This is a genomic window from Salipiger sp. HF18 (genome assembly GCF_011806505.1).
Classification (GTDB): Bacteria; Pseudomonadota; Alphaproteobacteria; order Rhodobacterales; family Rhodobacteraceae; genus Salipiger; species Salipiger thiooxidans.
Map to the genome: position 1 here is coordinate 1 of NZ_JAATOS010000738.1, position 1,465 is coordinate 1,465.

General features: G+C 69.9%; 2 protein-coding genes. Both read right to left on the reverse strand.

Going from position 1 to position 1,465, the window contains the following annotated elements:
* A partial coding sequence (serB, locus tag HC022_RS26440) for a phosphoserine phosphatase SerB (protein WP_167454368.1) occupies positions 1 to 720 on the reverse strand: 720 nt, incomplete at its 3' end.
* A gap of 198 nt (positions 721 to 918) precedes the next feature.
* Positions 919 to 1,465: OmpA family protein (locus tag HC022_RS26445; protein WP_167454369.1), on the reverse strand; the 547-nt coding region annotated here is incomplete at its 5' end.

Genomic DNA, 1,465 nt, shown 5'->3' on the forward strand with positions numbered 1-1,465 from the left:
ATCGTTCGCCCCGTCGCCCACCGCCAGCACGTCCGCCTCGGAGATGCCGAGCCGTGCCGAGATCTCCTCGAGCGCCTGTACCTTGGCCTCGCGGCCAAGGATCGGCCGCCCGACCTCGCCCGAGAGCCGGCCGGCCTCGGTCAGCAGGGTGTTGGCACGGTTTTCGTCGAAGCCCACCATCGCCGCCACGCGGGTGGTGAAGGCCGTAAACCCGCCCGAGACCAGCGCCGCGTAGGCGCCGTTCGCCTTCATCGTCGCGACCAGCGCGGGCCCGCCCGGCATCAGGGTGATGCGGGTCTCGAGCACCTTGTCGATGACGCCTTCCGGCAGGTCGCGCAGCAGCGCCACGCGCTCGGTCAGCGCGCCCTCGAAATCGAGTTCGCCGTTCATGGCACGGGCAGTGATGTCCTTGACTTGGGCGCCGACACCAGCCTCCTCGGCCAGCTCGTCGATGCATTCCTGCTGGATCATCGTCGAGTCCATGTCGGCCAGCAGCATCTTCTTGCGCCGCCCTTCGGCAGGCAGGAGGTTCAGGTCGGCCTGATCGGCGACCGAGGCGCCCAGCCCCTCGAGGTTCGACGGTGCCACGCCGACCGGGAATTCCGCCGCCTCGCGCTGCGAGAGCCAGGTGACGTCGCCGCCCCCGGTGGCATTGCGCAGCGCCGAGACGAGCGCGGGCTCGAGGCCGCCGGGCCGGGCGATGAGCGAGACGATGAACATGGGCGCGGTCTCCTGATCCGATGCGCGGCGTGTCTCGCATGGCGCGCCGGGATTTTCCAGCCCCGCGCGTGCGTCACCGCTGCGCCGGCGAGGGGCCAGCCCCTCGCGCTCCCCGGAGTTTAGGGGCAAGATGAAAGGCGGGCGTCGGCGCGTCGTTGGGGATCTTGTGCAGGCGGCCCGTCGGTGTGGCGCGCCGCCTCAGCGTTCGGTGAGCTTGAGTTCGATGCGGCGGTTCTGGGCGCGGGCATCGGCGGTGTCGGAGGGATCGATCGGCTGGTACTGGCCGAAACCATTGGCCGAGAGCCGGTCCGGCGGGATGCCGAGGAAGTCGACAAGGTAGCGCACCACCGACAGCGCCCGCGCCTGGCTCAGTTCCCAGTTGTCCGAGAAGCGCGCGCCGGGGCGCAGCGGAATGTCGTCGGTATGGCCGTCAACGCGGATGATCCAGTCGAGCCCCTCGGGAATGTCGGCCATCACGTTGCGCAGGATGCTGGCGATCTTGGCGATCTCCATCTGGCCCGAGCGCGACAGTTCGGCCTCGCCCGGCGCGAAGAGCACCTCGGAGGAGAAGACGAAGCGGTCGCCCTCGATGCGGACGCCTTCCTGGTTGCCGATCACCTCGCGCAACCGTCCAAAGAACTCCGAGCGGTAGCGTTCGAGGTCCTTGGCCTGATCCTCGAGCCGCTGGCGTTCGGCTTCCTCGAGCTGGCGCCGGCGGCGTTCCTCGGCGGCGACGCGGGCCAGC